Origin of the sequence: Pararhizobium sp. PWRC1-1 (assembly GCF_049897905.1) — a bacterium.
In the GTDB taxonomy this organism is placed as follows: domain Bacteria; phylum Pseudomonadota; class Alphaproteobacteria; order Rhizobiales; family Rhizobiaceae; genus Pararhizobium.
Genome location: NZ_JAFCXE010000008.1, coordinates 172,223 through 196,761 on the forward strand (window position 1 = coordinate 172,223; position 24,539 = coordinate 196,761).

General features: G+C 60.8%; 25 protein-coding genes. 6 read left to right on the forward strand and 19 right to left on the reverse strand.

Annotated features, from left to right (window positions below):
* Positions 1–11 precede the first annotated feature (11 nt).
* From ACP7E0_RS14710 to ACP7E0_RS14725, 4 genes are all read left to right on the forward strand, one after another.
* Positions 12–1,544, forward strand: a complete 1,533-nt coding sequence (locus ACP7E0_RS14710) for an aldehyde dehydrogenase family protein (RefSeq protein ID WP_426125770.1) — start codon at positions 12–14, stop codon at positions 1,542–1,544.
* A gap of 15 nt (positions 1,545–1,559) precedes the next feature.
* Entirely contained in the window at positions 1,560–2,792 is a 1,233-nt protein-coding gene (locus ACP7E0_RS14715; protein WP_426125771.1) for a pyridoxal phosphate-dependent aminotransferase, read from the forward strand.
* A gap of 171 nt (positions 2,793–2,963) precedes the next feature.
* Positions 2,964–4,382 carry a cytochrome P450 gene (locus ACP7E0_RS14720; protein WP_426125772.1) on the forward strand — a complete coding sequence of 473 codons (1,419 nt, stop codon included), beginning with the start codon at positions 2,964–2,966 and terminating at the stop codon, positions 4,380–4,382.
* Positions 4,383–4,390: 8 nt separating this feature from the next.
* Entirely contained in the window at positions 4,391–5,380 is a 990-nt protein-coding gene (locus tag ACP7E0_RS14725; protein ID WP_426125773.1) for a lysophospholipid acyltransferase family protein, read from the forward strand.
* 2 nt (positions 5,381–5,382) lie between these two features.
* On the opposite strand, the gene phnN is transcribed toward ACP7E0_RS14725, so the two are convergent.
* The 15 genes from phnN to phnG form a co-directional block, all read right to left on the reverse strand.
* Positions 5,383–5,958 (reverse strand): phosphonate metabolism protein/1,5-bisphosphokinase (PRPP-forming) PhnN, encoded by a 576-nt coding sequence (gene phnN, locus ACP7E0_RS14730; RefSeq protein ID WP_426125774.1) that lies wholly within the window; start codon positions 5,956–5,958, stop codon positions 5,383–5,385.
* Positions 5,958–7,097, reverse strand: a complete 1,140-nt coding sequence (locus ACP7E0_RS14735; RefSeq protein ID WP_426125775.1) for an alpha-D-ribose 1-methylphosphonate 5-triphosphate diphosphatase — start codon at positions 7,095–7,097, stop codon at positions 5,958–5,960. Before ACP7E0_RS14735 ends, phnN begins: the two co-directional genes overlap by 1 nt.
* 1 nt (position 7,098) lies before the next feature.
* Positions 7,099–7,806, reverse strand: a complete 708-nt coding sequence (locus ACP7E0_RS14740; protein WP_426125776.1) for a DUF1045 domain-containing protein — start codon at positions 7,804–7,806, stop codon at positions 7,099–7,101.
* A 113-nt stretch (positions 7,807–7,919) separates the two neighbouring features.
* Positions 7,920–9,428, reverse strand: coding sequence for a phosphonate ABC transporter, permease protein PhnE (gene phnE, locus ACP7E0_RS14745; RefSeq protein WP_426125777.1), 1,509 nt, complete (start codon positions 9,426–9,428; stop codon positions 7,920–7,922).
* A gap of 10 nt (positions 9,429–9,438) precedes the next feature.
* Positions 9,439–10,401, reverse strand: coding sequence for a phosphonate ABC transporter, permease protein PhnE (phnE, locus tag ACP7E0_RS14750; protein ID WP_426125778.1), 963 nt, complete (start codon positions 10,399–10,401; stop codon positions 9,439–9,441).
* 106 nt (positions 10,402–10,507) lie between these two features.
* Positions 10,508–11,413, reverse strand: a complete 906-nt coding sequence (phnD, locus tag ACP7E0_RS14755) for a phosphonate ABC transporter substrate-binding protein (protein ID WP_426125779.1) — start codon at positions 11,411–11,413, stop codon at positions 10,508–10,510.
* Between the two features lie 92 nt (positions 11,414–11,505).
* On the reverse strand, positions 11,506–12,342 hold the full coding sequence (gene phnC, locus ACP7E0_RS14760) for a phosphonate ABC transporter ATP-binding protein (RefSeq protein WP_426125780.1): 837 nt from the start codon (positions 12,340–12,342) through the stop codon (positions 11,506–11,508).
* Positions 12,343–12,483: 141 nt separating this feature from the next.
* The gene (locus ACP7E0_RS14765; RefSeq protein WP_426125781.1) at positions 12,484–13,101 is read right to left on the reverse strand and encodes a DapH/DapD/GlmU-related protein; all 618 of its coding nucleotides are present in this window, start codon (positions 13,099–13,101) and stop codon (positions 12,484–12,486) included.
* Entirely contained in the window at positions 13,098–13,805 is a 708-nt protein-coding gene (gene phnL / locus ACP7E0_RS14770) for a phosphonate C-P lyase system protein PhnL (protein WP_426125782.1), read from the reverse strand. The genes ACP7E0_RS14765 and phnL overlap by 4 nt, the downstream gene beginning before the upstream one ends.
* Before the next feature lie 2 nt (positions 13,806–13,807).
* A complete protein-coding gene (gene phnK, locus ACP7E0_RS14775) occupies positions 13,808–14,584 on the reverse strand; it encodes a phosphonate C-P lyase system protein PhnK (protein ID WP_426125783.1) in 777 nt (258 codons plus the stop codon).
* Positions 14,581–15,459, reverse strand: coding sequence for an alpha-D-ribose 1-methylphosphonate 5-phosphate C-P-lyase PhnJ (locus tag ACP7E0_RS14780; RefSeq protein WP_426125784.1), 879 nt, complete (start codon positions 15,457–15,459; stop codon positions 14,581–14,583). Before ACP7E0_RS14780 ends, phnK begins: the two co-directional genes overlap by 4 nt.
* The gene (gene fosX / locus ACP7E0_RS14785) at positions 15,456–15,875 is read right to left on the reverse strand and encodes a FosX/FosE/FosI family fosfomycin resistance hydrolase (protein ID WP_426125785.1); all 420 of its coding nucleotides are present in this window, start codon (positions 15,873–15,875) and stop codon (positions 15,456–15,458) included. Before fosX ends, ACP7E0_RS14780 begins: the two co-directional genes overlap by 4 nt.
* Positions 15,872–16,984, reverse strand: a complete 1,113-nt coding sequence (locus ACP7E0_RS14790) for a carbon-phosphorus lyase complex subunit PhnI (RefSeq protein WP_426125786.1) — start codon at positions 16,982–16,984, stop codon at positions 15,872–15,874. The genes fosX and ACP7E0_RS14790 overlap by 4 nt, the downstream gene beginning before the upstream one ends.
* A 3-nt stretch (positions 16,985–16,987) precedes the next feature.
* Positions 16,988–17,608: a phosphonate C-P lyase system protein PhnH gene (gene phnH / locus ACP7E0_RS14795; RefSeq protein WP_426125787.1), complete on the reverse strand. Its 621-nt coding sequence runs from the start codon at positions 17,606–17,608 to the stop codon at positions 16,988–16,990.
* Positions 17,608–18,075, reverse strand: a complete 468-nt coding sequence (gene phnG / locus ACP7E0_RS14800) for a phosphonate C-P lyase system protein PhnG (RefSeq protein WP_426125788.1) — start codon at positions 18,073–18,075, stop codon at positions 17,608–17,610. The genes phnH and phnG overlap by 1 nt, the downstream gene beginning before the upstream one ends.
* 85 nt (positions 18,076–18,160) lie before the next feature.
* Here phnG and phnF point away from each other — a divergent pair, with 85 nt between their 5' ends.
* Positions 18,161–18,898 (forward strand): phosphonate metabolism transcriptional regulator PhnF, encoded by a 738-nt coding sequence (phnF, locus tag ACP7E0_RS14805; RefSeq protein ID WP_426125789.1) that lies wholly within the window; start codon positions 18,161–18,163, stop codon positions 18,896–18,898.
* A gap of 56 nt (positions 18,899–18,954) precedes the next feature.
* Here phnF and ACP7E0_RS14810 read toward each other — a convergent pair whose 3' ends face one another.
* The 4 genes from ACP7E0_RS14810 to fba form a co-directional block, all read right to left on the reverse strand.
* Complete coding sequence (locus ACP7E0_RS14810) at positions 18,955–19,794, reverse strand: fumarylacetoacetate hydrolase family protein (RefSeq protein ID WP_426125790.1); 840 nt, start codon at positions 19,792–19,794, stop codon at positions 18,955–18,957.
* 91 nt (positions 19,795–19,885) lie between these two features.
* Positions 19,886–20,431 carry a gluconokinase gene (locus ACP7E0_RS14815; protein ID WP_426125791.1) on the reverse strand — a complete coding sequence of 182 codons (546 nt, stop codon included), beginning with the start codon at positions 20,429–20,431 and terminating at the stop codon, positions 19,886–19,888.
* Positions 20,406–21,173, reverse strand: a complete 768-nt coding sequence (locus ACP7E0_RS14820; protein ID WP_426125792.1) for an SDR family oxidoreductase — start codon at positions 21,171–21,173, stop codon at positions 20,406–20,408. Before ACP7E0_RS14820 ends, ACP7E0_RS14815 begins: the two co-directional genes overlap by 26 nt.
* Positions 21,174–21,227: 54 nt before the next feature.
* Positions 21,228–22,274, reverse strand: coding sequence for a class II fructose-bisphosphate aldolase (fba, locus tag ACP7E0_RS14825; protein WP_113313021.1), 1,047 nt, complete (start codon positions 22,272–22,274; stop codon positions 21,228–21,230).
* Positions 22,275–22,920: 646 nt separating this feature from the next.
* Here fba and ACP7E0_RS14830 point away from each other — a divergent pair.
* A complete protein-coding gene (locus ACP7E0_RS14830) occupies positions 22,921–24,519 on the forward strand; it encodes a peptide ABC transporter substrate-binding protein (RefSeq protein WP_426125793.1) in 1,599 nt (532 codons plus the stop codon).
* Positions 24,520–24,539: the final 20 nt, after the last annotated feature.

Below are 24,539 nucleotides of genomic sequence, written 5' to 3' on the forward strand. Positions count from 1 at the left end.
GTTTGCTCATCATGAACATTGCAACGAAGTCGGTGAATGTCGTTCAGGAAACGGCCGCCCTTCTGGAGAAGCTCGGCGTCTCCAAGGATCTCTACACGGGCGGCGACATGGCCTCCTTCTCGCCGGTCACGGGAGAGCAGATTGCCAGCCTGAAAACGGTAACGGCTGCTGAAGCCGCCGCCAAGATCGAAAAGGCCGACGCGGCATTTCGCGTCTGGCGTCTGGTACCGGCACCGAAGCGCGGCGAACTGATCCGCCTGCTCGGCGAAGAACTGCGCGCCAGCAAGGCCGATCTCGGCCGTCTGGTGTCGATCGAAGCCGGCAAGATCACTTCGGAAGGCCTCGGCGAAGTTCAGGAAATGATCGACATCTGCGATTTCGCCGTCGGTCTCTCCCGCCAGCTCTACGGTCTGACCATTGCCACCGAGCGTCCCGGCCACCGCATGATGGAAACCTGGCATCCGCTCGGCGTCATCGGCGTCATCTCCGCCTTCAACTTCCCGGTTGCCGTCTGGGCGTGGAACGCGGCACTTGCCATCGTCTGCGGCAACGCCGTCGTCTGGAAGCCGTCGGAAAAGACCCCGCTCACCGCCCTTGCAAGCCAGGCCATCCTTGACCGCGCCATTGCCCGCTTCGGCGACGCGCCGGAAGGCCTGACACACGTCCTGATCGGCGACCGCACCATCGGCGAAGTGATGGTCGATCACCCCAAGGTGCCGCTGGTTTCTGCGACCGGTTCCACCCGTATGGGCCGCGATGTCGGTCCGCGCCTTGCCAAGCGTTTTGCCCGCGCCATCCTCGAACTCGGCGGCAACAATGGCGGCATCGTCTGCCCCTCGGCCGATCTCGACATGGCGCTGCGCGCCATCGCCTTCGGTGCCATGGGCACGGCCGGCCAGCGTTGCACGACGTTGCGCCGCCTGTTCGTCCATGAAAGCGTTTACGACCAGCTGGTTCCGCGCCTCAAGAAGGCCTATTCGAGCGTTTCCGTCGGCAACCCGCTGGAATCGGCCGCCCTCGTCGGCCCGCTGGTCGACAAGCCGGCCTTCGACAACATGCAGAAGGCGCTTGGCGAGGCGAAAGCCCACGGCGGCTCGGTCACCGGTGGCGAACGCGTCGATCTCGGCCATGCCAACAGCTACTATGTGAAGCCGGCTCTGGTCGAAATGCCGAAGCAGGACGGTCCGGTCACCGAAGAAACCTTCGCGCCGATCCTTTACGTCATGAAGTACAGCGACTTCGACGCCGCCGTTGCCGATCACAACGCGGTTGGTGCCGGCCTCTCCTCGTCGATCTTCACGCTCGACCTGCAGGAAGCAGAGCGCTTCCTCTCGCCTGACGGCTCCGACTGCGGCATCGCCAATGTCAATATCGGTACATCCGGCGCTGAAATCGGCGGCGCGTTCGGTGGTGAAAAGGAAACCGGCGGCGGCCGCGAATCCGGCTCGGACGCATGGCGCGCCTACATGCGCCGCGCCACCAACACGATCAACTATTCGAAGGCCCTGCCGCTGGCTCAGGGCGTCTCGTTCGACATCGAATAATTGATAGGATCGGTCATGACCATCAATACCAAGGTTGAGGAGGCGGGCTTTGCGCCCGCCTCGCGGATCTCCACGATCGGCGTCTCGCAGATCCTAAAGATCGGCGCCCGGGCTCAAGCGATGAAGCGCGACGGCAAGCCAGTGATCATTCTGGGCGCCGGCGAGCCGGATTTCGACACGCCCGATCACGTCAAGCAGGCCGCCTGCGAGGCCATCCAGAGCGGCAAGACCAAATACACCGCGCTCGACGGCACGCCTGAGCTGAAGCAGGCGATCCGGGACAAGTTTTCCCGCGAAAACGGCGTTTCCTATGAGCTTGACGAAATCACGGTGGCGACCGGCGCCAAGCAGATCCTCTTCAACGCCATGATGGCGACGCTGAATCCCGGCGACGAAGTAATCATCCCGACGCCCTACTGGACCTCCTATTCCGATATCGTCGAAATCGCAGAAGGCAATCCGGTCCTGATCGCCTGCGTTGCAGAAGCCGGTTTTCGCTTGAAGGCCGCGCAGCTGGAAGCGGCAATCACCCCGAAGACCCGCTGGGTGATGCTGAACTCGCCGTCGAACCCGTCAGGTGCCGCCTATAGCGCTGATGATTACCGCCCGCTACTCGACGTGCTTTTGAAGCATCCGCATGTCTGGCTGCTGGTCGATGACATGTACGAGCACATCGTTTATGACGGCTTCAAGTTCGTCACTCCGGCGGCCCTTGAACCGGCCCTGAAGAGCCGGACGTTGACCGTCAACGGCGTCTCCAAGGCCTATGCCATGACCGGTTGGCGCATCGGTTATGCCGGTGGCCCGCGGGATCTGATCAAGGCGATGGCCGTGGTTCAGAGCCAGGCGACCTCCTGCCCGTCCTCGATCAGCCAGGCCGCCTCGGTTGCCGCGCTGAACGGCCCGCAGGATTTCCTGATGGAACGCACCGCCAGCTTCCAACGCCGCCGCGATCTGGTCGTCTCGGCGCTTAATGCCATCGACGGTCTCGATTGCCGCACGCCCGAGGGCGCCTTCTACACCTTCTCCGGCTGCGCCGGTATGCTCGGCAAGTCCACGCCCGGCGGCAAGTTGATCGAGACGGATACGGACTTCTGCGCCTACCTGCTCGACGATGTCCACGTCGCCGTCGTACCGGGCTCGGCCTTCGGCCTGTCGCCGTTTTTCCGCATCTCCTATGCGACCTCGGAAGCGGAACTGCGCGAAGCGCTGGAGCGGATTGCCAAGGCCTGCGCCGCTTTGCGATAAGACCCCCGACCCCTCTGCTACAGTCACGAAGAAGTTCAACCCTGCCGTTTCCGACGGCAGGGTTTTGTCTGTCGAAAGAATTTTGCGCCGCCCGAAATTGCTGCTATCCGGTAATTGCAACCATCAGGACTCACAGTGCCGTCACCGGACACAGACAGGGGCAGCCGGAGCATGTTCTCCAGTTTACGGCAATCGACGGATATCATTGAAAAGCTGCGGAAGAATTCATTCGAACCCGCCCATGCCGACTATTACCAGGGCAAGCCCGGCCGCCCGCTCAATCTCATTCTGAAAGCCCGCCAAGACTTTCTCTCGGTCTGGCGCAAAGGGGACTATACAGATCGCGTGACCGCGATGAAGATCTTCGGTCGCCAGATCGTCGTGGTCAATTCGCCGGATGCAATCCGCTACGTCGTTGCCAAGCGCCACGAGAATTTCGAACGCAAGACGCCGCAGATGCGACGCGCGCTGGAATTCTTGCTCGGCGATGGGCTGTTCATCTCCGATGGAGAGACCTGGAAGCAGCGGCGGCCGCTGGTCAACGATATTGTCCACAAGAACCGCGTGCCGGCTTTCGGCAAGATCATGGAAAACACGACGAGCGAATTGGTGCACCGCTGGGAATCCCTTCCCGACGGCGCGCCGGTCAACGCTTTGTTCGAAATGGCCGGCCTGACGGCGGAAATCATCTCCCGCGCCGTATTCGGCAACGATCTTGGCGAAGAGGGTGCAAAGGCGGTCAGCGAAGGCTTCGAGAGCTACCAGTCGCTGATCGACTCCGTCAATATCGGCTACTTCCTCGGCTTTGACGAGGGGCTGCCGGTGCTGCGGACACCTAAGCTGCGCCGGTCGGTTTCACGCATTCACCGGATCATCGACAAGGTGGTCGAAGACCATCTGGCCGGGCGCGGCGACGACAATTCGATGGTCGAGCTTCTGGTGCGCCGCCAGAAGCGCAATCCGGAACTGAAGCTCGACGTGGTGGCGCTCCGCAACGAAGCCGCCACCATCTTCATGGCCGGCCACGAGACGACGGCTGCGACATTGACCTGGGCCTGGTATCTCCTGTCCAAAGCGCAATGGGTGGAAAAATCGCTGCATGAGGAAATCACCCGGGTTTGCGGCAATCGCGTCCCGACGCTCGATGATATTCCGCAGTTGGACTGGTGTCGTGCTGTGATCGAGGAGACGCTGCGTCTCTATCCGCCGGTGCCGATCCTTGCCCGCCAGGCGAAGGAAGCCGACCGGATCGGCGATATCGACGTCAAGCCGGCGTCACTCGTCCTGATCGTGCCTTGGCTTCTGCACCGGACGGAAGCCTTCTTCAAGGACGCCCACCTCTTCAAGCCCGAGCGTTTCATGAATGGTGGCAAGGCCATACCCTATAGCTACATCCCCTTCGCCAGCGGGCCACGTGTCTGCCCCGGCCTGCAATTCGGTCTTCAGGAAGCGATCCTGTGCCTGGCGATCCTTGCCCAGCGTTTTCACGTTCGGGTGGCGGACGAGACCAAGGTTGAGCCGCAATGCCGCCTGACGCTGCGGCCACGGGGTGGCCTGCCGGTAACGCTTCACCGGCGCGAAAGGGTTTAGTAGTCCAAATGACCCGGCCAGAAAACGACGCCAGAGGCGGTCCTGCGAAACGAGCTGCCTGGGTTTACCGCGCTCCCGCCGCACCACCGTTGGTAGACTTGCTCAAGAGTGGTGACCGGCGCAAGGCGGCCTTTCGCTATCACGTGACCGGCAATATCCAGAACGTTCTCGACCTTGCCGTTCACTTCGGATTGAAAGCCGTTCCAGCCAGCATCTGTTCGGCGGCAGGCGCCCGGCTTGGCACGTTCGCCATCCCGCGCTGGCACATGTCATCCGTTAAGAAAACGCAGAAGAACCTGATGCGCCTTCTCCCGGACGCAACCGAAGAAGAGCGCGATAGGCTTCTCAAGCGGTGCTGGCAAAACCAGGGCCGCATCATGACGGAATTTTCGATCATCGGGCGTCTGGCGCGCCGCGCGACCTGGCACGATCTGCATCATTTCACCGATGCCTATGCAAAAGGTCCAGTGATCGTTGTCGGCATGCACCTCGGAAACTGGGAGATATTCGCACCCAAACTGGTGGAACTGGGGCTCTCCCCGTCCGCCAACTACACGCCGCCCGCGGGCAGGGCACGCGCATGGATCGCCCGGCGCGTGCGCTTGAAACTCGGATATGGCCTGTTACCACCCGGCAAGGACGGCATACGGCCGGCGCTAAACATTTTGAAAGAAGGCGGCGCGATCTCGGTCTTCTGTGACGAAGGATTCGCGGGAAAAATTCGCGGCCCTTTCTTCGGCCGCCCGCCACATCTCGAAGGCAATCTTGCTGTCGTCGCCCGGCTCGCCCGTTTGACCGGAGCGACGATTTGCCCGTGTTATGCAGTGCGGCACGGCGGCATCTCGCTTGAGGGTTTTGCGCTTGAACCGGTCATCCTGCCACCGGAGAACACCCCCGGGGAGCGCCTGATCGACGACGTACTGCTGCTCAACTCGGTCATCGAACCGGTCATCCGTGCCCATCTCGACCAATGGTATTTTCTCGACAACGCGCTCTGAGGTCAGCTCACAGAACCATGCAGCTCAGTGACAAGCGCTGCAAATCGCGCCCCCGCAATCTCAAGCGGACCACTGTTGTCGATGGTCGTCACATCCGGTTCGTCGAAAATATCCGGCACCTGCCGTTTGAGCCGGTTGAGGATATCCTGCTCGCTTTCCCGGCCGCGTGCGACAAGGCGGCTTGCCAATACCTGCGGCGAGGCGGTGATGTTGACGATGGCGACCCTGGGAAAGGCCTGCCGGAACTGGCCGAGCACCGCCCGGCTGCCATTGGCGATCAAAATCCTCCCAGCCCGCACCTTCTCAAGCGCATCCTTGGGAATTCCGTATTTCAACCCATGGGCCTGCCAGGCAACCGCGAACTCCCCGGCTGATAGCCGGCTATCGAAAACATCGCCGGAAATGCTTTCATGATCCTCACCGCCGGCATCGGACGGCCGGGTGATGACCCGGCGGACGAAATCGATATCCGCGCGATCGGCAAAGTGCTGCGCCACGAAACCGATGACGCTGTCCTTGCCTGCACCGCTGGGGCCGACCACCACGATGATCGCGCCCGTCTGGCCCTGTCCGTGCATCAGGCGACCCGCCTGCCTTCGCGCCAGACCGAGCGAACGATCGGGATACCTTCCTGGCGCTGAACCCGGACGATGTCCGCACGCAGGCCGGTGGCAATGCGGCCGCGATCGTTAAGACCGACGGTGCGGGCCGGAGTCGCGGTGACCATGGCGAGCGCCTGGGGCAGGCTAACGCTCTCCAGCTCATCGGACAGAACGAACGGCGCCTGGATCAGGCTGAACGGAACATAATCGGACGACAGCACGTCGAGGACGCCACGTTCTGCGAGGTCCTTCGCGGCGATATTGCCGGAATGCGACTTGCCGCGGACGATGTTGGGCGCGCCCATGAGCACGCTCAAGCCAGCCGCATGCGAGGCTTCGGCCGCCTCGAAGCTGGTCGGGAATTCCGCAAGACGAATGCCAAAACCAACCGATTCCTCGACATGGGCCAAAGTGGCGTCGTCATGGCTGGCAATTGCGATGCCGCGCTCGGCACAGGCCCTGGCGATCTCGGTACGATGCGGTCCGGCATATTTGGCCGACAACGCCTGCTGACGGGCGCAGAATGCGGCAAAAGCCTCGTCGGAAAGGCCACGCTTTTTCTTGTAGTAGAGCGTGTATTGCTCCATCGTCTGGAACTGGCGCTGACCCGGCGCATGATCCATCAGCGAAACGAGGCCGACCTGCGGATCGTTCTCGAATTCCACGAAGTGTGCCATCACATTGTCGGTCGAGACCTCGCAGCGCAGATGGATGCGGTGGTCGGCGCGAAGGCGATTTTCCTTTGCGGCCTGCGCCAGAGCATTTGCCATGTCGCGCATCTCGCCCTGCTCGAAACCGCCATCCTCGTCCGAGCCCATGCGCAGGCAGTCGAAGACGGTGGTGATGCCCGACGTGACGATCTGTGCGTCATGCGCCTGGATCGCCGCCATCTTCAACCAGCGGACACCAGGGCGTGGTGAGTAATGGGCTTCCAGATGGTCGGTGTGCAACTCGACTAGGCCGGGGATCAGGTAATCGCCTTCGAAATCCTCGCCGGTACGGCTGGCACCTTCCGAAATGTCGGCGATCTTGCCGTCGCGGATGAGGACCGAGCCGTGAAGAATTTGGTCCTCAAGGACGACTCGGGCGTTTGAGAGAACGGTTTCAACGGTCATGTCATGCCATCTTTCGTTTGGACGTGCCGCCGAGCGGCAAAAGCGAGTGAATTGCAAAGGGCGCGCCGCGTTCTGGCTCGGTGAACAGCGCCAGCGATGTCACCGGAAACGGCTTGCCGATAAACGGCGCAAAAGCCTGCTCCAGCAGAGCCTTCATGGCAGGCTGACGGTCCACCGGCACAGCACCCGTAAGCGTCATGTGAAAACGGAAGCTCTCGAAGACATAGGGATATCCCCATTCCAGCAGGTTGTTTCGCATCACGGAGCCGAGCGTTTCAGGTTTGCGGCGGGCGATATCGGCGTCGGACAACGGCGCCCGGAAGGCTGAGAAGCGCCGTACCGTTTGATCAGCCAAGTCCTGCAATTGCGGACAATCGGCAGCCGGCACCAGTGCGAAGAACGGCCCCAGCTGACCAAGGACCATTCTTGGGATGTCGAACGAAACACGCTCTTCGGCAAAGGTGGTGAACGCATCGAGAAGCTGCGATTCGCTGACACCGGGGGCAAGCGTGAAGGGCGCTTTCAGCGTTCCATGAAAGCCGTAGCGGCGCGGGTCTGCCGTCAGGGCGGTCAGGTCCGCAGCACTGAAATCACCGGCTGGCTTAAGGTCGCGGGTTCCGCCGGTAAACGGGTTCGCTCCGAGCCACCGCTCCGCAGCAGCCGTCAGCGGATCGTCTTCATCGGGCGAAATATAAAATGCGTAGCGCACTGGTCATTCCCTGCAGAAATGCCGCTGGAGCGGTTGGGACAGCCGAACTGACGCTGTCGCTACGCGCTCTTCGTGACATTATCGTGATCGTGACGGTGATCCGCCACCATAGTTCAGTGTGTTTTCTGGCCCATCAGACGCGAGCGCAGAAAATTGGAGGCACTGTCGAAAATGAAGACGACGATGAGGATCAGGATAACCATATAGCAGACGTTTTCCCAATCGGAATTCGTCCGCATCGCTTCCCAGAGTTTCAAGCCGATACCGCCCGCACCCACAGCGCCGATAATGGTCGCCGAGCGGGTGTTGGATTCCCAGAAATACAGTGCCTGGCTGGCAAACACCGGCAGGACCTGCGGCAGCACGCCGAAGCGTTGCACGGCAAGCGGCGCGGCACCGACCGATTTGACGCCTTCGCGCTGCTTGTCGTCGATATTCTCCAGCGCTTCGGCATAGAGCTTTCCGAGCGTACCGGTATCGGTAAAGAAGATCGCCGACATGCCGGCGAGCGGTCCGGGGCCGAAGGCGCGGGTAAAGAACAGCGCCCAGATCAGCATATCGACCGATCGCAGGAAGTCGAAGAACCGCTTTATGACCTGGTTGAGTACACCATTGCGGGTGATGTTGCGCGCGGCAAGGAAGCACAGCGGGAAGGCGATGATCGAGGCAAACAGCGTGCCGACGAAGGCCATAACGATGGTCTGCAGCAGCTTGGTCCAGACATCGAGATGCTGCCATTCGGCATTGTAGAGGATGTTGTTCCAGGCGAGCGACAGGTTGGAACGGGTGGGGTCGAGACGGTCACCACTGACGATCAGGTTCGTGACCTGACTGACCGACTTGTTGAAGAAGGGCGAATTTGTATCGAAGATGAAGTTGGCCCAGCCGGGAAAACGGTTGTGGATGCTGACCTTTTCCTTGTCGACATCGGCCCAGCCGGTCATGCCGAAGGCGAGCGTGATCTTTTCGCCCGGCCGCTTCTGCGTCGCCCATTCCGGCAAGGCACCTTCCGGCGTAACACCGGCGGAATGTTCGAGATCGATCAGCAAGGTTTCGCCCGCATGGGTGGCCGCGACCTTGCCGTCGGCGACAGCGATGCTGGTCGTGCTGTTGAAATTGACGGTGGCGCGGCTGACGACTTCTTCGGTGCGGGTTTCCGTCCGGGCACCCGCCTCGGCGCCGCTGCCGACAGCCGAATTCGGCGCCATGAAGCTGAAGCTCGAACTCTTTTTCGGAGCCGCCTGCTGCGTCACGGCCGGGACATCGATGGTGCGATCGACCATCTTCGTCTCGATCTTGACCCATTCCGGTTTGGCATCGGGACCGAGCGGCGAGTAACGCGGATAGACGACCTGCATCGTGCCGTCGGTGGCGATCTTGATGTCGGGCCGGACCTCGTAGGACACCCAGTCGGCCAGATAGGTGCCGGCAATGCCCCAATTGGCATTGACCAGAACCTGGCCGATCGAGAAAAACCACCAGCTGTAGATCATATAGAGGGCGATGCCGGCGAAGATCAGGATGGACCGGATGCGCTTGCTGGCCGAGCCCTGCAGCAAATGCGGGTGACGGGCAGCGATCGCGTCCATCTGCGCGGTGTTCATCATCGTGGTTACAGTCATGGTCCGCCTCCTATTGCGCCAGCTGGAAGGCTTGGTCGCCGACGAGACGGCGGCGCAGCCATGCGGAAAACTGATCGACGGCAATGATCGTCGAAAACAACAGGATGATGATCGCCAAAGTCTTTGCCTCATGGCCCTGGCTGATAGAAAGCCGCAACGGCTCGCCGATACCGCCGCCGCCGACGGCACCGATGATGGTCGATGCACGCACGTTGATTTCGAGACGCAGCAGGAAATAGCTCATGAAGTTGGGCAGAACCTGCGGCACGATGCCGAACCAGACCCGCTCGAACCAGTTGCCGCCGGCAGCCCGCAGGCCTTCATCCGGCTTCATGTCCGCATTTTCGACGACTTCGAAGAACAGCTTGCCGAGTGCGCCAACCGTATGGATCGAAACCGCAATCATCGCCGGGATAGGGCCCAAAGACAGGATGGCCAGAAAGAAGCCGGCGATCACCACTTCCGGAAAGGCCCGCAGTATCTCCATGACGCGCCGTGCAACACCGCGCACCCACGGATTTGGCATCAGGTTTCGCGCCGCAAAGAAGCAGAGAATGAAGCCGAAAAACATGCCGAAGATCGTCGAGAAGATCGCGATATTCAGCGTTTCCAGCATCTTGTAGAAATATTCGGGCACATAGATGCTGTCCGTCAGATACATCCGGCCTTCGGGATAATTGTATTTCAGGCTGCCGTCGTCATAGGGCGAGGGCAGATCGAACATCGCCCGGCCGATTTCGGCACCATCGCGTGGCACGAGATCGCCGACGAAATCGAAGAAATAGGGCAGGCGGTCGAAAAACTTGCCGGCATTGGTCGCATTGGCAAACCACAAAGATCCGGACAGAGCCACGGCCAAGAGCGCAAGACCCAGAAACGTATAGGTACGGCGGCGGAGATTAAGCTCCTGCCAGTGGCGTTCGACCACGGCGCCATTGTCGCTCAAGGTCGTGGGAAGCGCTGACGTGGCCATGAAGTCTCCGGCAAACACGAGGCCTCGAAGGGCGTCATGCCCCGAGACTGCTTAAACAAGGAAACGCTGGCCGGGATGGCCGGCCAGCGCTTGGATTTTGACGGTATCAGCCGCCGATGGTGGACTTGCGGGCGTCGATGATCGGCTTGTAAAAGTCGGAATTGACTTCGACGAAGCCCTTGAAATCGCCGCCCATGACGCCGGCAAAGCAGGCCGCATCGGTCTTCGGCAGATCGAGCATGAACTGCTTGAACTTCGCCTTCATGTCATTGTTCATCGAGGTGCGAACGACGATCGGGCCGTTCGGGATCAGCGGCGAGCGCCACAGTTCGACCAGATCGTTCATATCGAGAACGCCCTTTTCGACCATCTTGTGCAGGTTGCCGGACGTGTAGCCGTCCTTGAACTCGCCGATGCCCGAACCGAAGGTCGTGCCGGCATCGAAGGTGCCCTTGAGCACTTCGAGAACGAGGTTTTCATGGCCGCCGCCGAAACCGGTTTCAGCGAAGAATTCCTTGACCGGCATGCCGATCGTTTCCGGCAGGGTCACGCTCGGGATCAGGTAACCCGATGTCGAATCCGGATCAGCAAAACCGAGCTTCTTGCCCTTGAGATCGGCAACGCTGGCGTAACCCTTGTCCTTGCGGGCAACCATGATCGAGTAGTAGCCGGTCGAGCCGTCGGACTGTTCGGTCGTCAGGATTGGCTCGACGGCATCAGCCTTGGCGAGGAAGATCTTGGCATAACCGGACGCGCCGAGTTCTGCATAATCGAGCGTGCCGCCGAGCAGGCCCTGGATAACGCCGTCATAGTCGGCAGCCGGGAAGAAGGAGACCTTCTCGACATTCAGCGCCGTCTTCAGGTGATCGCCGAGGCACTGGTAGTTGCGCAGGCGGTCGGCTTCGTTTTCGCCACCGATGATGCCGACGCGGAATTCCTTGAGGTCTTCAGCCTGAACGTGGCCAACGAGGGCAAAAAGCGCAACAGCGCTCAGAAGTGCTTTCTTCAACATAAGGGTCTTCTCCTGTTATCCCGGCGGCGCCGGTTCACATTCGGTTGCAAAGCTTCTGCCCTTGACGCGGGCTTGCGATCCCGGCTCGCTCTTTAGAGCCCGGCCAGTGCCAGCGGCTTAACGCCGGCGGATTTCGTGTTGTCCTGAGCGGCAGGAATATTGATGCTGGTCGAGGTCATCGATTCATCGAGCTCGGCGCCCGAGCCGTAGATTTCGGCGACAGCCGCTGCCGTCAGCTCGTGTGGCTGGCCATCGAAAACGACCTGTCCATGCGCCATGCCGATGATGCGCTCGCAGTAATTGCGCGCCGTATCCAGCGTGTGCAGGTTGGTGACGACGGTAATTCCGTCGCGCTCGTTGATGTCGCGTAGCGCATCCATGACGATCTTGGCATTCAGCGGATCGAGCGAAGCGATCGGCTCGTCGGCGAGCAGCATCTTCGGTTGCTGCATCAGCGCACGGGCAATGGCAACACGCTGCTGCTGACCACCGGACAGGGTGCCGGCCGGTTGCAGCGCCGTCTGTTCGATGCCGAGCCGTTCCAGTGCGCCGATCGCCATGATGCGCTCTTCGCGGGTGAACATGTTGAGGATGCTGAGAACCGTCGAGCGATGATTGAGGCGGCCGAGCAGCACGTTGGTCAAAACGTCGAGACGCGGCACAAGATTGAACTGCTGGAAGATCATGGCGCAATCGCGCTGCCAGTTGCGAAGGGCTGCACCGCGCAGCGACGACACTTCGAGATCACCGAAATGGATGGAGCCGGACGAGACGTCATTGAGACGATTGATCATCCTCAGAAGCGTTGACTTGCCCGCACCGGACCGGCCGATGATGCCGACCATCTGGCCCTGCGGGATGTCGAAAGTAACCGAGTTCACGGCAATCTTCTTGCCGAACTGACGGGTTACATTCTTCAGCTGAAACATGGGTACGCATCCTTTGGCAGTGGCACCGGTCATCGGTATGCCCCTGCCATAACGGCGGTTGATGAAGGGCGAATGTCAGATTGATGTTGTTTTTGTTACAGTCCACAATCCCCGCAAAGGCGGGGATTGGCGTGCCAAAACTCAGGCATTGTGACGGGTAAGGAATGCATCCGCATCGAGCATTCTGAAGTCGTTGAGGGCATCGCGCAGCTTGGCGTGATCCCAATCCCACCAGGCTAGTTTCTCAAAACGCTCGGCGATGTCCTTGCCGAAACGTTCGCGGATCAGCTTGGCCGGAACGCCTCCGACGATGGTGTAGGGCGCCACATCCTTGGAGACCACGGCCCCCGAACCGACGACCGCACCGTTTCCGATCGTGACACCGGGTAGCACCGTCGCCCCATGGCCGATCCAGACATCGTGACCGATGACGACGCGGTTTTCGCGGCGCCAGGCAAAGAAGTCCTGTTCCATGTCCGCATCCGGCCAGTAGTTCGAGGCGCGGTAGGTGAAATGGTGAAGCGTTGCCCGCCAGGTCGGATGGTTGGTGGCGTTGATGCGAACGGATGCCGCTAGGTTGGCAAACTTTCCAATCGTTGCGCACCAGATCATTCCGTCGCGCTCAATATAGGAGTAGTCGCCGAACTCCACCTCATCGATGCGGCAACGATCACCCACTTCCGTGTACCGCCCAAGGGTCGACTGGTTGACGGTGGCGGTTGGATGGATCGTCGGCTCTTCACTCAGTTTCTGGCTCATGCGGCGGCCTTTCGCGGCGAAAAGGCGGAGACGTCGAGGATGCGGTCGGCGACGGCATCGCGCACTTCCTCGTCATGGAAGATCCCAAGGAGGGCAACGCCCTCAGCCTTCTTAGCGGCAATCATCTCGACGACGACACGGCGGTTCGTCGCGTCCAGCGAAGCCGTCGGCTCATCGAGCAGAAGGATCGCATGATCGGTGATGAAGCCACGGGCGATGTTGACGCGCTGCTGCTCGCCGCCGGAAAAAGTCGCAGGAGGCAACTGCCAGAGTTCGTGCGGCAGATTGAGCTTTGCCAGCAGCTCAGCTGCCTTTTCACGCGCGACAGCCTGATCGACCCCGCGCGCCAGAAGCGGTTCGGCGACGACATCCAGTGCCGACACGCGCGGAACGACGCGCAGGAACTGGCTGACATAACCCAGCGTATCGCGCCGGACTTCCAGCACCGCGCGCGGTGCAGCCTGGGCGAGATCGACCAGATGTCCCTGGTGTTCGATCAGGATCTGTCCGGCATCGACGGCGTAATTGCCATAAAGCATCTTCAGGATCGAACTCTTGCCGACGCCGGACGGACCGCCGAGCACGACGCATTCGCCTTTCTTCACGGAGAACGACACGCCATTGACGACGGGCAACCGGATGCCGTCGCGTAAGTGCATGGTGAAGCTCTTGGCGACTTCGGAAACAACGAGGGGCGTCGGCATGGTCACACCTGCAGAATGGAGGAAACGAGAAGCTGGGTGTAGGGCTCGTGCGGATCGTCAAGCACCCGGTCGGTCAGACCCTGCTCGATCACTAGCCCGTCCTTCATCACCATCATCCGGTGCGAGAGAAGCCGGGCGACGGCAAGATCGTGGGTAACGATGATCGCCGAGAGACCGAGGTCATGAACAAGGCCGCGCACCAGATCGAGCAGACGGGCCTGAACCGACACATCGAGACCGCCGGTCGGCTCGTCCATGAACACGAGACGCGGGGAGGTGACGAGATTGCGGGCGATCTGCAGGCGCTGGCGCATCCCGCCGGAAAAGGCGCGCGGCTGATCGTCGATGCGGTCTTCCTCGATCTCGACACGGCGCAACCAGTCGGCTGCCGTGGCGCGGATATTGCCATAATGCCGGTCGCCGACCGCCATCAGCCGCTCACCGACATTGGCGCCGGCCGACACCGTCATACGCAGGCCATCGGCCGGGTTCTGATGCACGAAACCCCAGTCGGTGCGCATCAGGAAGCGACGCTCGGCTTCACCCATGCGGGCCAGATCGCGGTACTGGCCGTCGCGCATGTGGTATTCGACAATGCCCGAACTGGGCATCAACCGAGTGGAGAGACAGGACAGCAACGTCGTCTTGCCGGAGCCGGATTCACCAACGATAGCAAGAACTTCACCAGGCCAAAGCTCGAAGGAGACGTTGCGGCATCCGATGCGGCTGCCGTAGAATTTCGACACGTCGTTGACTTTGAGAAGCGGGACGGCGCTCATTCTGCGGCCTCCTGTTGGGCGAGAAGATGACCGGCATGACCATGCTCGCGACGATCCTCGCAATGGTCGGTGTCCGAGCAGACGAACATGCGTCCGCCCTTGTCGTCCAGAACGACTTCGTCGAGATAGACCTGCTCAGCACCACACAGCGCGCAAGGCTTGTCGAAATGCTGGATCTCGAACGGATGATCCTCGAAATCGAGGCTGACGACGTCGGTATAGGGCGGAACTGCGTAGATGCGCTTCTCGCGGCCAGCGCCAAACAGCTGCAGCGCTTCCGACATGTGCATTTTCGGATTGTCGAATTTTGGGGTCGGCGACGGGTCCATGACGTAGCGGCCCTCGACCTTGACCGGATAGGCATAGGTCGTAGCGATATGGCCGTTGCGAGCGATATCCTCGTAGAGCTTCACCTGCATCAGGCCGTATTCTTCCAGCGCATGCATCTTGCGGGTTTCGGTCTCGCGCGGTTCGAGGAAGCGCAGGGGTTCGGGGATCGGCACCTGATAGACCAGCGTCTGACCGGCCGTCAGCGCTTCCTCGGGAATGCGGTGTCGCGTCTGGATGATCGTCGCTTCGCGGGTCTTGGTCGTCACCGCGACATTAGCGACCTTCTGGAAGAAGGCGCGGATCGACACCGCGTTGGTGGTGTCGTCAGCCCCCTGGTCGATAACCTTCAGCACATCCTTGGGTCCAAGGATCGCCGCCGTCACCTGAACACCGCCGGTGCCCCAGCCGTAGGGCATCGGCATTTCGCGCGATGCGAACGGAACCTGATAGCCGGGTATCGAAATGGCCTTGAGGATTGCCCGGCGGATCATCCGCTTGGTTTGTTCGTCGAGATAAGCGAAGTTGTATGTGGCAAGGTCCGTCATTCGGCTGCCTCCTTCAAACGGGAATAGGTTTTGAGCCGCTCGGCGAGGGTGCCGGTGTGAAGCTCGAACAGGTGGTTGTCAGCATCGTGGAAATAGATCGAGCGGCCCTCGCCTTCGACACGCGGCCGTGGCGGCATCAGGTCAAGGCCCAGCGACTGGATGCGCTCCAGATAGATATCGATATCCTCGTCGCGAATCTTAAACGCGACGTGGTTATAGGTGCGGTCGCTCAGGCTCTCACCTTGCATGATGGCGATCCAGAGATCACCGATCGTGAAGAACTTTTCCGCTGAACGCGAAAACTGCATCTCATCACTGGCGTAGACCTGCTTCGCGCCGAAGACCGTCTGCAGAATGTCGGTCATGCGCTCGAGATCGCTGACGACGAAGGTGATGTGGGACAGGTCCTCGATCATTCGGCCGCGTCCCGGATAGTGTCGTTTTTCTCCACGCCGTTGCGTGCATCATATTCGGCGCGCATGCGGCGGACGAGATCGAGCTCGGCCTGGAAGTCGACATAGTGCGGCAGCTTCAGGTGCTCGACGAAGCCGGTCGCCTGGACGTTGTCGGAATGGGAAATGACGAATTCCTCGTCCTGAGCCGGGGCGACGATGTCCTCGCCGAATTCCTCGGCACGCAGCGCCCGGTCGACCAGCGACATCGCCATCGCCTTGCGCTCGCTCTGGCCGAACACCAGGCCATAACCGCGGGTAAACTGCGGCGGGTTCTTGGCGGAGCCCTGGAACTGGTTGACCATCTGGCATTCGGTCACTTGAATCGGGCCAAGCGACACGGCGAAACCAAGCTCGGGAATGTCGAGTTCGACCTCGACCTCGCCGATGCGCACTTCGCCGACGAAAGGATGGGTGCGGGCATAGCCGCGTTGGGTGGAGTAGGCGAGCGCCAGCAGAAAGCCCTCATCACCGCGCGCCAAAGCTTGCAGGCGCAGGTCGCGGTTCAGCGGAAATTCCAGCGGCTCACGGGTCAGGTCGCCCGGCACATGATCCTCCGGCATCTGACCGTCACCCTCGATCAGGCCTTCGCCGGCGAGGATGTCCGAGACCCGCATCATCGAGCCCTCGTCTGCCGTCCGGCGCAGCGGCTCGGCAACCGGCTCGTCGGTCAGCAGCGACGGATCGAGCAGGCGGTGGGTGTAGTCGAATGTCGGGCCGAGCAGCTGGCCGCCCGGCAGATCCTTGTAGGTCGCCGAAATACGGCGCTCGATCTTCATCTTCACAGTATCGACCGGCACCGACATGCCGAAACGCGGCAGCGTGGTGCGGTAAGCGCGCAGGATGAAGATCGCCTCGATCATGTCGCCGCGCGCCTGGCGAACGGCGAGAGCTGCCAGCTCACGATCGTAGAGCGAGGCTTCCGCCATGACGCGGTCGACCGCGAGGCCGAGCTGGGCGACGATCTGGTCGATCGAGATGGCCGGCAGCGACCGGTCGCCGCGGCGGCGGTCGGCGAGGAGCTGGTGCGCATTGGCTATAGCGGCTTCGCCGCCCTTGACAGCAACATACATGGATCAGACCTCCCGGCGGCGAAGTTTTGTGGTGCGCGGCAGGCACAGGACATCCGTGCCGGCAACGAGGATCAGATCGACGCCGCGGGGAAACAGGCCGCGGTTTTCGGCCCAGAGTGTCAGGAAGATGTCCGGCAGGCCTTTGGGCGCTATGGTGGTTTCATCCTTGATGCCCGGACCTGCAGCGACAAATTCGGCTCCGCCGGTCAGTGACGCAATCTCGATGACCAGCGTGGACGAGCGGTCTGGATATTCCTGGGTACCGAGTGCGAACTGGTCGAAACCTGGGACAATGCCGCCAGCCTCGATGAAAACGAAACGGGCTTCCGGCTTGATATCGGTCACCGGTGCGCTGGTGTGGAACGACAGCCAGGCAGAAACGGAGGATTGAGTGAGTGCACTCGTCAGCCATACGGGCGTACCGTCATCGCAGAGCGTGAGGGCAATCGCACCAGCACCGGCCCCAAGCGGTGCAGGCGGCGTGGCAGAGGCGCCGAGCGGCATGATCGTGCCCGGCCGGGCCATGGCATCCATCAGTGCGCGGAAAACCGACTGCGACTGGAAAACCGGATCGGTGAACGCCCCGGCATAGGCGCTGGCGTGGATTTCGGTGTGAGCGCCCATCAGTTGTCTCCCCGGACCATTGTGAAGAAATCGACCCGTGTTGCTGCGGTCTGTTCGGCATGTTTGCGGTCATCCGCTTCGATGCGGCTTTCCACCGCATCGATCAGTTGATCGACAGCGCTCCGATGTTCCGGCCGCTGGTGAAGCGCATCGAAGATGGCGGCGAGACGCGCCTTCTCCCGGTCATTACCAAGCAGTTGGCCATGGCCGATTTCGCCGGAGGCAAGCCGCACGGTTGCCCGGCTCACTGTGGCCTCTCCGAGATTGAACGGGTCGCCACCGCCGCCGACACGGCCGCGCACCATGACCAGTCCGGTTTCCGGGCCGCGTACGGGATGTACCTCGGGCTTGGGCTCGATGGCCAACCAGCTGACCTGCAGTTCCTCGCCGGAGGCTCGGGCCAGAAGGCCCATGATCCGTTTGCGCCCGTTCACCGCCGCGCCGGTATTTTGTTTGATCGCGTCCATTGCTTCCGTCCGAAATGTCTATTAATATAGACAACTATACATCTGATATCCTGCTTTTAGAACCCTCACATGACGGGCTTGTGACATGAATGCGAAAAAAGCGGTCGAGCGCCAAACCGGCGTGGCCCTCTGGCGCCAGATCGCCGATCTTATCCGGCTGTCGATCAGTAATGGCGACTATGATCAGACCGGCATGGTGCCGCCGGAGACTGTGCTTGCCGGACAATTCGGCGTCAACCGTCATACCGTGCGCAGCGCGCTGGCGGCGCTGGCGGATGAAGGCCTGGTCCAGGCAATCCAGGGCCGGGGCACGATGATCCAGCGCAAGGAGCGGCTGAGTTTCCCGATCTCGCGGCGTACCCGCTTTTCGCAAGGGCTCGGCGATCAAGCCCGCGAGACAGAGGCAAAACTGCTTGCCAAGGGGACATTGCCGGCGGCAGGCGACGTCGCGAAGGGATTGAAAATCGATCCCGGCGCCCCTTGTATCCAGCTGGATCTGGTGAGCAGCGCCGATGGGCGGCCGGTGTCCTGTTCCACCAGCTTTTTCCCGCAAAGCCGGTTTCCGGCCATGGCCGAACAGTTCGAACAGTTGCACTCGATCACCAAGGCCTTCGCGGCACAGGGCCTGGCGGATTACGTTCGTGTCTCGACCGAGCTTGTCGCACGCCATGCGGATGCTTCAGAACTGGCGCTGCTTCGCCTTTCGCCCGGTGCCATCGTCATCGAGGCGACGGCCATCAATGCCGATCCGGAGGGCGTGCCGGTGCAGTTTTCCCGCACCCGCTTTGCCGCCGATCGCGTCAAGCTGAAGATCGAAACCTGAGGATATTAAAAGGGCGCGATGCCGAAGCACGCGCCCTCGTTAATTTAATGCGGCAATCAAACGTCGGCGACGAAGGTCTGCCTCTGTGTGCCGAGGCCCTCGATCCCGAGTTCCACGACATCGCCGGCTTTCAGATATTGTGGCGGCTTGAAGCCCATGCCGACGCCGGGCGGCGTTCCCGTCGAGATGATATCGCCGGGGTGCAGTGTCATGAACTGGCTCAGATAGCTGACCACATGCGCAACGCCGTAGACCATGGTCTTCGACGATCCGTTCTGCTTGCTGACGCCATTGACGGTCAACCACATCTTCAGGTTCTGCGGTTCGGAAACTTCGTCCCGCGTCACCAGCCACGGGCCTGTCGGGCCAAAGGTGTCGCAGGATTTGCCCTTGGTCCACTGGCCGGAACGCTTGGTCTGGAAGTCGCGTTCTGAGACGTCGTTGATGACGCAATAGCCGGCGACATGCTGCAGCGCATCCGCTTCCGATACGTATTTGGCTTTTTTGCCGATGACCACACCGAGTTCGACTTCCCAGTCAGTCGCTTCCGATCCGCGCGGGATGAGAACGTCATCGTTCGGACCGGCAATCGCCGAGGTCGCCTTCATGAAGATCACCGGCTCGGGCGGAACCGCGGCACCCGTTTCGGCGGCATGGTCGGCGTAGTTCAGGCCTATGCAGATGAATTTTCCGGTCCCGGCAACGCAGGCGCCAAGACGCGGACTGCCGCCAACCACCGGCAGGCTATCGATATCAAGCCCCTTCGCCCAATCCATGTCGCTGATCGCATCGCCGCCGACATCGGCGATGATGCCGCTGAGGTCTCGGATCTGGCCGTCCCTGTCGAGAACGCCCGGCTTTTCAGAGCCAAGCGGCCCGTAGCGCAAAAGTTTCATCTTTCCTCTTCCCTTGAAATCCAGACAATCTTGGCGTCTGACAGATCAAAGGGAGGCAGTATTGTAAAGCGCTTTTGGCCGCGCTGGCGCCTCAGCGCGTCGGTAAATCTTGCAGTCCGGCCAGGGCCTTCCGGACGATCTCGTCAACGGTCAGATCAACATCGACGGTCACAACGCCGGGCTCGCCTGTCGGCGGCTCCAGCGTCGCGAACTGACTGTCGAGCAGCGATGCCGGCATGAAATGACCGGCGCGGGCCTTCATCCGCTTCTCGAATACAGCGCGTGATCCCTCCAGGAAAACGAAGGCCAGACGGCCGCCGGCAGCAGACCGCAGCCGGTCGCGATAGATTTTCTTCAGCGCCGAACACGACACGATGACCCGCTCGCCACGCGCGAAACTGTCGCCGATCAGGCCGCCAATGATGTCGAGCCACGGCCACCTGTCGTCGTCTCCAAGCGGGATGCCCGCGGACATTTTCTCGATATTGGCAGCAGGATGCAGGCTGTCGCCCTCGATGAACCGGCAGTTCAATGCGTCCGCCAGCCGTTCGCCGACCGAGGTCTTGCCGCAGCCGCTGACGCCCATGACGATCACCGGCAGGCTCGGGTTTTCAGAGAGAGGTTGTAATGCCGCCATCGACATAGAGCGTGTGTCCGTTCACGAAGGAAGATGCGTTACTCGCCAGGAAAACGGCCGAGCCGACCAGCTCTTCGACATTTCCCCAGCGCGCTGCGGGTGTACGCTTTTCCAGCCAGTCTGAAAACTCCGGATTATCGATCAGCGCCTGATTGAGCGGCGTCCTGAAATAGCCGGGCGCGATCGCGTTGATCTGCAATCCGTGCCGTGCCCAGTCGGCACACATGCCGCGCGTCAGGTTGCGTACCGCGCCCTTGGTTGCGGTGTAAGGCGCGATGCCGGGCCGGGCGAGTTCGCTCTGGACCGAGGCGATATTGACGATCTTGCCCCGGCCGCGCGCGATCATGAAGCGGGCAACGGCCTGGCTGACATAGAAGACGCTGGATATATTGGTTGCCAGCAGCTGCTCCCACTTGTCTGCGGGAAAATCTTCCAGCGGCGAACGGAACTGCATGCCGGCATTGTTGATCAGGATGTCGATCGCGCCGATTTCGCTTTCGATGATATCGACGGCCTCGGCTGAAGCGTCCCTGCTGGTCACGTCGAAGGCGGCAGCATTAGCCACGTGGCCGTTGTTCCTGAGAGCAGAGACTGCCGCTTCGACCTTGTCGATATCACGGCCGTTGACGACGATCTCGGCGCCATGGGCCGCAAGGCCCTCAGCCAATGCGAAGCCGATACCCTGGCTGGAACCGGTGATCAGTGCACGCCGGCCGGCCAGATCAAACAACGGAAAGCTCATGCGATTGCCCTCGAAGCGGGATGTGGCGGAAGAAGCTTCCGCCACAATGCGTCTTCAGGCGACCTTTGAATAGGCCTTTGCCATATCGGGCAGACGCTTGACGCGAATTTTCGATGCCTGGCCGGCTGTATTGAAGGCAATGAAGCGCTCCTTGCAGACTTCGACCATGCGGGCCGTCGCCGGCTTCAGGTAATTGCGCGGGTCGAAATTGTCCGGGTTCTGCAGGTGATGCTTGCGGATTTCGCCGGTGAAGGCGAGGCGCAGGTCGGTATCGATATTGACCTTGCGGACGCCGAGCGGAATGGCCTTCTGGATTTCGGCGAGCGGAACGCCCCAGGTCTGCTTCATCTGGCCGCCGAACTCGTTGAACAGGTCCTGCAGGTCCTGCGGAACGGTGGACGAACCGTGCATCACCATATGGGTGTTCGGCAGGCGCTTGTGAATCCTGGCGATGGTGTCGATCGACAGGATTTCGCCGTCTGGTGCACGGGTAAACTTGTAGGCGCCGTGGCTAGTGCCAATGGCAACCGCGAGCGCATCGACGCCGGTCTTTTCGACGAAATCGAAAGCCTGTTCCGGATCGGTCAGCAGTTCCTCGCGCGACAGCTTGCCTTCGAAGCCATGGCCGTCTTCTTTCTCGCCGGCGCCGGTTTCCAGATTGCCGAGACAGCCAAGCTCGCCTTCGACCGAGACGCCGGCAGCATGGGCGATCTTCACGACTTCGGCGGTGACGCCGACATTGTATTCATAAGAGGCTATCGACTTGCCGTCGGCCAGAAGCGAACCGTCCATCATCACGGAGGTAAAGCCGTTGGTGATCGCCGAAATGCAGGTCGAGGGCTGGTCGCCATGGTCGAGATGCAGGCAGACCGGGATGTGCGGATATTCTTCGGTAGCGCCGAGGATCAGATGACGCAGGAAGGCATCGCCGGCATAGGCGCGCGCACCGCGGCTTGCCTGCAGGATGACCGGAGAATCCGTGGCATCGGCCGCGCGCATCACAGCCTGAATATATTCCAGATTGTTCACATTGAACGCCGGCAGCGCGTAATTGTTTTCAGCGGCGTGGTCCAAAAGCTGCCGCAAGGTTATCAATGCCATAGTCAGAAGTCTCCCGTTGTCTCAGCGCATCGTTCCTGATGACGATGTGCGCACCTTATTCTCCACGTGAGCAGAAGTGCTCCCCACAAAAACCAACTGGTATCGCGACCAGGCCTCCTGGCGAATGTGAGCGGATTTTCCAGGGCACCATAATTGATGATCCGGGTTTGGCAACCGCCGCAGCGGCGGAAATGCGGTTGCTGGGCGAGCGGAAACGTTACAGGTGGGGCGTTGTGAACAAATTATCCTGGATTTTTTATCAAATCGCCATACGCAACCAAAAGTTGATTGTTGAATTATCGTACTCGTTACGTTCCGGGACACGCTGTTGTGGCCGCCGCGCAGCGGCGAGAAAGGCAGATGCACGATCATGTCCATAGAATGGCAACCCGCGAATACATATTACGTAAACTGCCACAAATAATACTCGAACTTGCGTTGGCGTTGCCGAAGAGGGCGGGGCATCGCATCTCAGGTGACGCAAATCTGCCTGAAAACGACGCGATTGAAATGCAACCGAGGCGCTACAGATACCCATCCGTCAGCGACATGGCGGCGTTTAGGGCGACATAAAGAGCCTTGCCTCTGGAAAAGATTTGGCATTGTATCGCCGCTTCACAACCTAAAAGAGGGGAAGGAGAACAAAATGACACTAGCAAAAATCAACCTCCGTACAGCAATGCTGCTTGGATCTATACTCATTGGCGCGAGCCCCGCGCTCGCAGAAACCGTTCTGCACCGGGGCAATGCCGGCGAGCCACAGACGCTCGACCAGGCCCACACCTCGATCAACATCGAAGAGTTCATTCTGAAGGACCTCTATGAAGGCCTGACGATCTATGATGCGGCCGGCAAGGTCGTTCCTGGTGCTGCCGAAACCTGGGATCTGTCAGACGATGGTCTCGTCTACACCTTCAAGCTTCGCGCCGACGCCAAGTGGTCGGATGGCTCTCCGGTCACGGCCGAGGACTTCGTCTTCTCCCTCCAGCGCGTTGAGGATCCAAAGACTGCTGCCGGTTACGCCAACATCCTTTTCCCGATCAAGAACGCCGAAAAGGTCAACAAGGGCGAAGTGCCCGTCGATCAACTCGGCCTGAAGGCCATCGACGATAAGACGCTGGAAATCACCCTTGAGCGCCCGACCCCCTTCTTCCTAGAGCTTCTCGCGCACCAGACCGCCCTGCCGGTTTCCAAGGCAAGCGTCGAGAAGAACGGCGCCGATTTCGTCAAGCCCGGCGTGATGGTCTCGAACGGAGCCTACAAGCTCGTCGCCCATACGCCGAACGATAGCCTGACGACCGAAAAGAACCCTTCCTACTGGGATGCGGCCAACGTCAAGATCGACAAGGTGATCTTCTACCCGATCGACGACCAGGCAGCCTCCGTCCGCCGCTTCGAAGCCAAGGAAATGGACCTCGCCTACAACTTCTCGGCCGACCAGCTGGAACGCCTGCGCAAATCCTACGGCGAGCAGGTCCGTGTTTCGCCGACGCTGGCGACCTACTACTACGCTTTCGACACCCGCCAGGAGCCCTATAGCGACGTGCGCGTTCGCCGTGCTCTCTCCATGGCCGTCGACCGCGACTTCCTCGCCAAGGAAATCTACTCGGGCTCGCAGCTGCCGTCTTACTCGATGGTACCTCCGGGCATGGCAAGCTACGGCGATCCATCAAAGGCTGATTTTGCCGACAAATCGCAGCTTGACCGCGAAGACGAAGCGCTCAAGCTGATGAAGGAAGCCGGTTACGGCGAGGGTGGCAAGCCGCTGGATATCGAGATCCGCTACAACACCAACCCGAACCATGAACGCGTGGCAACTGCCGTTGCCGACATGTGGAAGAACACGTTCGGCGCCAAGGTGTCGCTGGTCAATCTCGACGTATCCTCGCACTACGCCTACCTGCAGGAGGGCGGCAAGTTCAACGTCGCCCGCGCCGGCTGGGTGGCCGACTATGCCGACGCCGAAAACTTCCTGGCGCTCAGCCTCTCCTCGAACAAGACGTTCAACTACGGGCATTTCGAGAACCCCGAGTTCGACGCTCTGATGAAGAAGTCCTACGAAGAGATCGATCCGACTGTCCGGTCCAAGTCGCTTCATGAAGCCGAAGCGTTGCTGATGAAGGAACAGCCGATCGCGCCGTTCCTGACCCAGGCCGATCTCTGGCTGGTGTCCGACAGGGTGAAGGGTTGGCAGGATAACGCGGTTAACGCGCACCTGAGCCGCTTCCTGAGCGTTTCCGAATAACGGATTCTGACGCGCGGCGG